Source organism: Clostridium sp., from assembly GCF_036642255.1.
Classification (GTDB): domain Bacteria; phylum Bacillota; class Clostridia; order Clostridiales; family Clostridiaceae; genus Clostridium_J.
The window spans coordinates 10,832-17,495 of record NZ_JAVWDJ010000058.1 but is presented as its reverse complement, the minus strand read 5'-3'; the positions used below and the strand labels follow the sequence as shown (position 1 = coordinate 17,495).

The window sequence follows — 6,664 nt, the reverse complement described above, 5'->3', positions numbered from 1 at the left end:
ATTAGATTTCATGGTGAACCCATTACCAAAGGCACCAGAAGACTCAATAACTTTTTTAACTTGAATATATAACCAACCACTACCCTCAGGATCCCTGGCAGGATCTAAGAAAATAAGAAATCTCTTCAATCTGTATGGCTCTGATAAAAAGTATATGAAGAAGCTAAGAAAAGGGGATAGGATAGAAATTAGTATCTGATATACCTTGGCCTTGGACATAATCATCAAAGTAATACAAGCAATAAAATATAAAAATCCATAGGTTATAGGTCGAGTAATCATAAACATCCCAGGGAGTATAATTATCCCTAAAGCTTTTAAAAACTCATAAGGATTATTCCAATTCCAGTTTTGTAATATCCCTGAAAGAGAAATCACCAGCAGTGTTAAACAAATCGGCATTATATTCACAGTTATAAATCCAAGGTTCAAGAAATAGTTTCCATTAATTGAAGTATTAAAAACTAATTGTTGAATTAAAATTATTACCGAAGCTATATAAATCCCCTTTGAATAAGGTAAAATTCTCCTGTAATCAAAGAAGTATAATCCTACCATTAAGCCAATCCCCATAATATAGAATAAAAGGTTTTTTTGAAATATTTTCATATAATTTGCCTCAGCTACAGCTCCATTGCTTTGGAGAAAATACATGGTGACAAGTCCAAATAATGAAAAACAAAGTAGTGGGATTATAACTCCTAAGTTTACTTTTGCTTTATGGGTTTTATCAAGCTCTTTACCTATAAGGTCAGGAGCCCCCATGTGTGAAAGGGCCTTTTCAGTAGCTTCTTCCTCACACATACCAGAGTCAAGATATTCTTCTTTAAGAGTTTGAATATGATCTTTAAGCTCAAGATTTATATCATAGTGAACATCTTTATTTTTTATAAGAGTACAGACTTTATTTATATATTCTTCAACCTTATTATTTTCTATCATCACAGGAGACCTCCTCCCACAAAATTTTATCTACTGCTTTGCGAAATAAGGACCATTCATCTTTTTTATCTTCCATATGAAGTTTTCCTTTTTCAGTGATTTTATAGTATTTTCTCTTTCGTCCACCTTCACTTTCATTCCAATAGGACTCAATCATTGCTTCACCTTCAAGAGTATGAAGTATTGGATACAACGTGCCTTCCTTAAAACTAAAAACTCCATTAGACTTAAGCTCAATTACTTTTATGATTTCGTAGCCGTACATAGGTCTGCTGTTTAATAAGCTTAAAACAAGAGTAGTAGTACTTCCTTTTAGTAATTCTTTATTAATCTTCATAAAATACCTCCTTTATACCTAGTTATACTATACATAGATTATCTATGTATAATTCTAAGGTTATTTTTACCATATGTCAATAGGAATTATAATTGCAGAAAGAAAAAAATATATAAGCATTTATTTAGCGAATTTTAGAATTAATGTATCCAGTTATTATGTCTTTTACAAATAATATGGTCAATCTTAAGCTTGAAGAAATGGAAATAGTTTATCTTATTTTATACGAATGAAGAAGTCTCTTAATTGTAAGTAAGAGTAAAAATCATGATTATGAGGAGTGTACAAAGATTACACTATATATACAGTATTGGAAAAAACATCTCATTGAAAGTTCTTATCTACGCTGATAAAATTTACCTAGATTCGTAACAAAAGTTTAAAATTAGGGGGAACCATCGTGCAATCTAAAAAAATAACAGCTTTATTATTATCTCTTTCCATCACTGCTTCACTAGCAACAATACCTAGTTATAAGGTAAGCGCATCAACAGAGAACACTGAAATCACCACAACTTCAGAATCGGTAGTAGAAAATTCAGAAACAGAAAGCCAGCAAGAAAACGTTACCAACACTGAAGCCCAAACAGAAGAAGTACAAGCAGACACTTCTAATGGCACAGAACAAGGAACGGTACAAGAGGGAACAGGGTCAAGTAATACTGAGGAAACAACAGAAGAGACTACTAATAACACACCAGAGCATATTGATTTAGCTAACATTAAAGTTGATAAGTCAGTAGTTACTTTAGGCGGAAGTGTTAAAATAGAAGTGGAATTTATACAAGATGTCAATGAAGCTACAGTTACCTATAAGACTCCTTCTGGCTCTTTCGTAGATGTAAAACTAAATAAAGTAGCGTTAAACAAGTTTGAAGGAGAAGTTAAAATTGAAAACGATTCGAACTTGGTAGGAAATTGGGATATTCATGTTATAAGTATGATTAAAGCTTCAGGATTCAATGAAAGTGGAGATAGAAGTAAGTATCCTATTTTAAGTAATGCTAGTTTCAAGGTAGAAAAAGACATCTTATCACCAGTAATGGAAAACTTTTATATCAGTGATACTGTTCTATTTCTAAATGAAGAATTTGAAATTAGAGCAACGGTAAAGGATAATGTACAAGTTAATAAGGTTATTGTGGTGCTTCAATCTCCAGTTACAAAAGAAAATTATGCTATGGAGTTAGCTCCTTCTGACTTAAATAATGGTGAATTTTTAGCAACATTATATTTTAATGAGGGGTTAGATTATGGAACTTGGAAAGTACTTGGAGTCTACGTAGAGGATGGTGCTGGGAACTATACAGAGTATTTAAACGATGGAAATCAGGTATCCCCACTATTAAAAAATGCTAAACTTGAGCTTGTTAAGGATGTTAAGGCAGGTTGGAATAACATTAATGGAACTTGGTATTTTTATGATGGCAATACCACTACAGGATTAACACAACACCGTGGTTGGTTAGCTAATGGTGGCAAATGGTATTATATGAATAATTTTGGACAAATGCAAGCAGGCTGGGTTAATGATAACAATAAGTGGTATTTTATGGATGGAAATGGAGCCATGAAAACTGGCTGGCTTCAAAATGGTGGCAAATGGTATTTATTAAGTAGCTCAGGTGAAAGAAAAATTGGTTGGGTTCAAAATGGTGGTATGTGGTACTATTTTGCTAACAATGGTCAAATGCATGCAGGTTGGCTATTACTAAATGGACAATGGTATCTTTTAGATGGAAGTGGAGCTATGAGAACTGGTTGGGTACAATCAGGTGGTAAGTGGTACTTCTTATACGGAAGTGGGCAAATGGCTAAGAGTACTACAATTGGTGGATATAAGTTAGATGCAAGTGGAGCTTGGATTAAATAAATAGACAAGATAAACTACCCTTAAATATTAATATTAACTATTAATGTAACATTTACTAAGGACATTTTAAGAAATAATATGAAATAAGATGGTTTCTGTACTTAACAGAAATCATCTTATTTTATTTTACTAAAATCTATAATAGTTTAACAACATTTTGGAATCTTCAAGTATACTACTTTCTATATGTGGCAGTTGCTCAGCTTAGGATAATTACTTTGGTATAACAAAATTCTTTTGTTGGTCTAAATCTGCGTCCTATGTTGCTAGACCTAAGCAACTTGCTGCGACTTTAATGAACCAAATAACTGGATACTTCTAAGAAAATTCACTAAATATTTCATTATGCTTTAATTCTGTGTTGATAATTAATCGGTTCTAATTGGATAGTTTTTATTATTAAGAAAGTTAATTTATGGTAAAATGGAACAGTAGAATATTTATAATTATTTTATAACACCAATTTATAAGAATTTACATATTAAATTTAAAATATTAATATTGGAGGGAAGTCATGGGTCTAAGAGAATTAATAGTCCTATTTATTGTCACTTACTTTGCTGTTAGGCTAGCAATAAATCCGTTGCTGAATAGGAAAAAAGAATCCATTACAGATACACATAGCTCAGAAATAATTAAACTACGAGATATGGAGATATTAGATAATGCTGAACTCGAAGAGGTAATTAAACTATATCAGAACAGAATGGACAAGAAAAAAGAATATGAGCAGTATGAAAAGCACGCTAAGATTCTTAATGAACTGAAAGAAATGGGATACTTCACTAATATACAGTACCTCAACAAGATTCATGAACTTAAAAGTTACTTCAAAGTTGATTAGGGAGCTAGTACATGCTTTTCTTAAATTAGTCCGTTATTGTAAATAAGATATAGATGAACTGACTTAATCAAGTAAAAGTGCAACACTTAGTTCCATTAATTTTATAATACATCTTTTCAAGGCATAAACCCAAATTATAAGCTGTAAAGTCTTTATGTTGGTAATGCGTAATATATAATCATTAACGAAGTCAGTTAGATGAGAAATATTTTTGCCTTATAGTGAGGAGGAGTAGGTTAAGGATGAACAAGCCTTATGACTTCAAGGAAAATGAAATGGAAAATATAATTAAACGTTTTGGTAAGGATTTTTATGAAAAGGTACTGAAAGACATCGAAGCATATGCTAATAAATGGAGTTTGATCTCTTTTCAGTTCATTCCTTCATATTCTTCAAACTTAGTTTTTAAATGCAATTCAGAAGACTATGGAAGGGTAGTACTTAAAATAGGTAATCCTTTTTTTAGAGAAATATATACAGAATTTAATACTTTAGAGCAATATAATGGCAGAGGATTTTGTAGAGTGTTTGAAGCTGATATCGAAAAAGGTGTTATCCTTGAAGAGTGTGTGCTGCCAGGGAATCCTTTAAGGGAGGAGAGCTCTCTTAAAAAGAGATTGTCAGTATTTTCTTCTTTATATAAAGGCTTGCATATAATGCCCACTAATGCAGAAATATACCCAACTTACACAGGGTGGGTGAGTAGGATAACAGAGTACATGGGCAAGAGGCAGGATCGTAAAGAATTGTATTTGTATATGAAAAAAGCAAAGGATATATGTGTATCAGTTTCTTCCTCATATTCACAAAGGATGTTGCTTCATGGGGACTTTCATCATGATAATATTTTACTTAGTAGTAATGGAGAATATAAAATTATAGACCCTAAAGGGGTAATAGGTGATCCTGTATTTGATGCACCACGTTTTATATTAAATGAATTTTGTGATGAAATTTCTGATGAACTATATGAGAAAATAAACTCTATAATATGCACCTTAGAAAGGGATCTTAATATTCCAAATTACATTTTAAGGCAATGCCTTTATATTGAAGCGGCAATGGCAGCGTGTTGGGATGTAGAAAGTGGCGCAACCCCTGAGGAATATTTGTCTCTTCTAAAAAATGTTGCTTTTGCAGAATCAATTATGAATATGTGATTTGTAATTGTTAATATAATGTTTATCAATAGTTGCAAGCTATAGAAACAAGATATAGAAATATGTATGTAAAAGTATTAAAAATGTAGAGGTATGCTTAGAGAGATCCTGTATGCAAAGATATAACCTTTGTCAAGTAAGAATAAAAGAGATGATATTTAATTCTTTTATCATCTCTTTCATTTTCAGAAGATTAGTCTTTTTTATTACTATCAATAATATTTTTAATAGCCATAAATCTTTTAGTATCACCTAAAACAATAGCTCCTACAATTTGATTATTCCGAATAAATGTTTTACAGTATTTTTGGTCATAATCCTGTGATTCCACTAATACATCCGTATCTTGATGCTCCTCAATATCACCAATTGAAAATAAAGACATATTAAAAGCATCCAGTGAAGTAACTGGAGCAGGCGGTTGAAAAATTAAGTCTTGATTACACATGTTTGCTCCTGCAATCTTTCCTTGTTGAGTTGCTATGCTCCATAAACCAAAAACTCTACCCTTAAACTCAGATATATCCCCAGCAGCAAAAATATCGCTTATATTAGTTTCCATTCTTTCATTTACAATTATTCCTTTATTCACATCCAGATCAGTACCCTGTGCTATTTCAATGTTTGGCTTAATTCCCGTTGAATAAATTACCATATCACAGGAGCCCTGTATTCCGGATTTTGTGATAAATCCATCTACTTTCCCATCACCTAGTATCTCTTGTACTTGGGTATCTAACATAACCTCTATACCCTGAGCTTCAATCGAGCGCCTTAATTTATTGGATGCAAAATCATCTAGCTGTCGAGGCATTAAACGAGACGCAAATTCAGCAATAACTACTTTTTTGCCATTTTTAGAAAGCACATTAGCAACTTCTAGGTTCTGAACTCCACCACCGATGAGCAGAATAGTTTTAATATCTTTTAAATAATCAGAAATCCTAAGTGCTCCCTCTAAATCTCTTAAAGTAAAAACCCCAGGTTTATTTATCCCTTTGATTGAAGGTATTAGGTTACTTGCGCCATTTGTAAGTAGCAGCTTTGTATAAGAAAATGAATCTCCATTTTCCATAGTTATTTCCTTTTTGTGTGGAATCACACTAACCACCCTATGATCTAAATAGAGTTTAATATTATTTGCTTCAAACCATTGTTTTTTTTGTATTAAAAGTTTTTCTTCCTCCAGTCCACCTAAAAGTCCTTTAGAAATTTTGATGCGATAATAAGGATAGAATTTTTCCGCACCCAGTACAATAATCTCACTTTGTGGATTTATGTCAAGAATTGCTTTAGTAGCTGAAATTGCAGCAGCACCTCCGCCAACAATAACGATTTTCTCATTCAAGATAATCACCTCTTCATTTTTAATATAGAAATAGATAATTTTTAAAATATACTTTCATTATTTTTGTATCACAAAATCATTGTATTTTAAATGTATAAAGCCATATGTGATTACAATCAAAACTTAAAAATATAGTTAAAAAATAATCAAGAGACATACA

General features: G+C 31.8%; 6 protein-coding genes. 3 read left to right on the top strand and 3 right to left on the bottom strand.

What is annotated here, in order from left to right; all coding sequences use genetic code 11:
- Window positions 1–942: FtsW/RodA/SpoVE family cell cycle protein (locus RR409_RS18865; RefSeq protein ID WP_332559327.1), on the bottom strand; the 942-nt coding region annotated here is incomplete at its 3' end.
- Complete coding sequence (locus tag RR409_RS18860; protein WP_332559326.1) at window positions 929–1,279, bottom strand: helix-turn-helix transcriptional regulator; 351 nt, start codon at window positions 1,277–1,279, stop codon at window positions 929–931. The genes RR409_RS18860 and RR409_RS18865, both read right to left, overlap by 14 nt.
- 400 nt (window positions 1,280–1,679) lie before the next feature.
- Between RR409_RS18860 and RR409_RS18855 the strand changes: the two genes are divergently transcribed.
- From RR409_RS18855 to RR409_RS18845, 3 genes are all read left to right on the top strand, one after another.
- Window positions 1,680–3,152, top strand: coding sequence for a hypothetical protein (locus RR409_RS18855; protein ID WP_332559325.1), 1,473 nt, complete (start codon window positions 1,680–1,682; stop codon window positions 3,150–3,152).
- 514 nt (window positions 3,153–3,666) lie between these two features.
- Window positions 3,667–3,996 carry a hypothetical protein gene (locus tag RR409_RS18850; RefSeq protein WP_332559324.1) on the top strand — a complete coding sequence of 110 codons (330 nt, stop codon included), beginning with the start codon at window positions 3,667–3,669 and terminating at the stop codon, window positions 3,994–3,996.
- 242 nt (window positions 3,997–4,238) lie between these two features.
- Entirely contained in the window at window positions 4,239–5,156 is a 918-nt protein-coding gene (locus RR409_RS18845; RefSeq protein ID WP_332559323.1) for an aminoglycoside phosphotransferase family protein, read from the top strand.
- A gap of 193 nt (window positions 5,157–5,349) precedes the next feature.
- On the opposite strand, the gene RR409_RS18840 is transcribed toward RR409_RS18845, so the two are convergent.
- The gene (locus tag RR409_RS18840; protein WP_332559322.1) at window positions 5,350–6,504 is read right to left on the bottom strand and encodes an FAD-dependent oxidoreductase; all 1,155 of its coding nucleotides are present in this window, start codon (window positions 6,502–6,504) and stop codon (window positions 5,350–5,352) included.
- Window positions 6,505–6,664 lie beyond the last annotated feature (160 nt).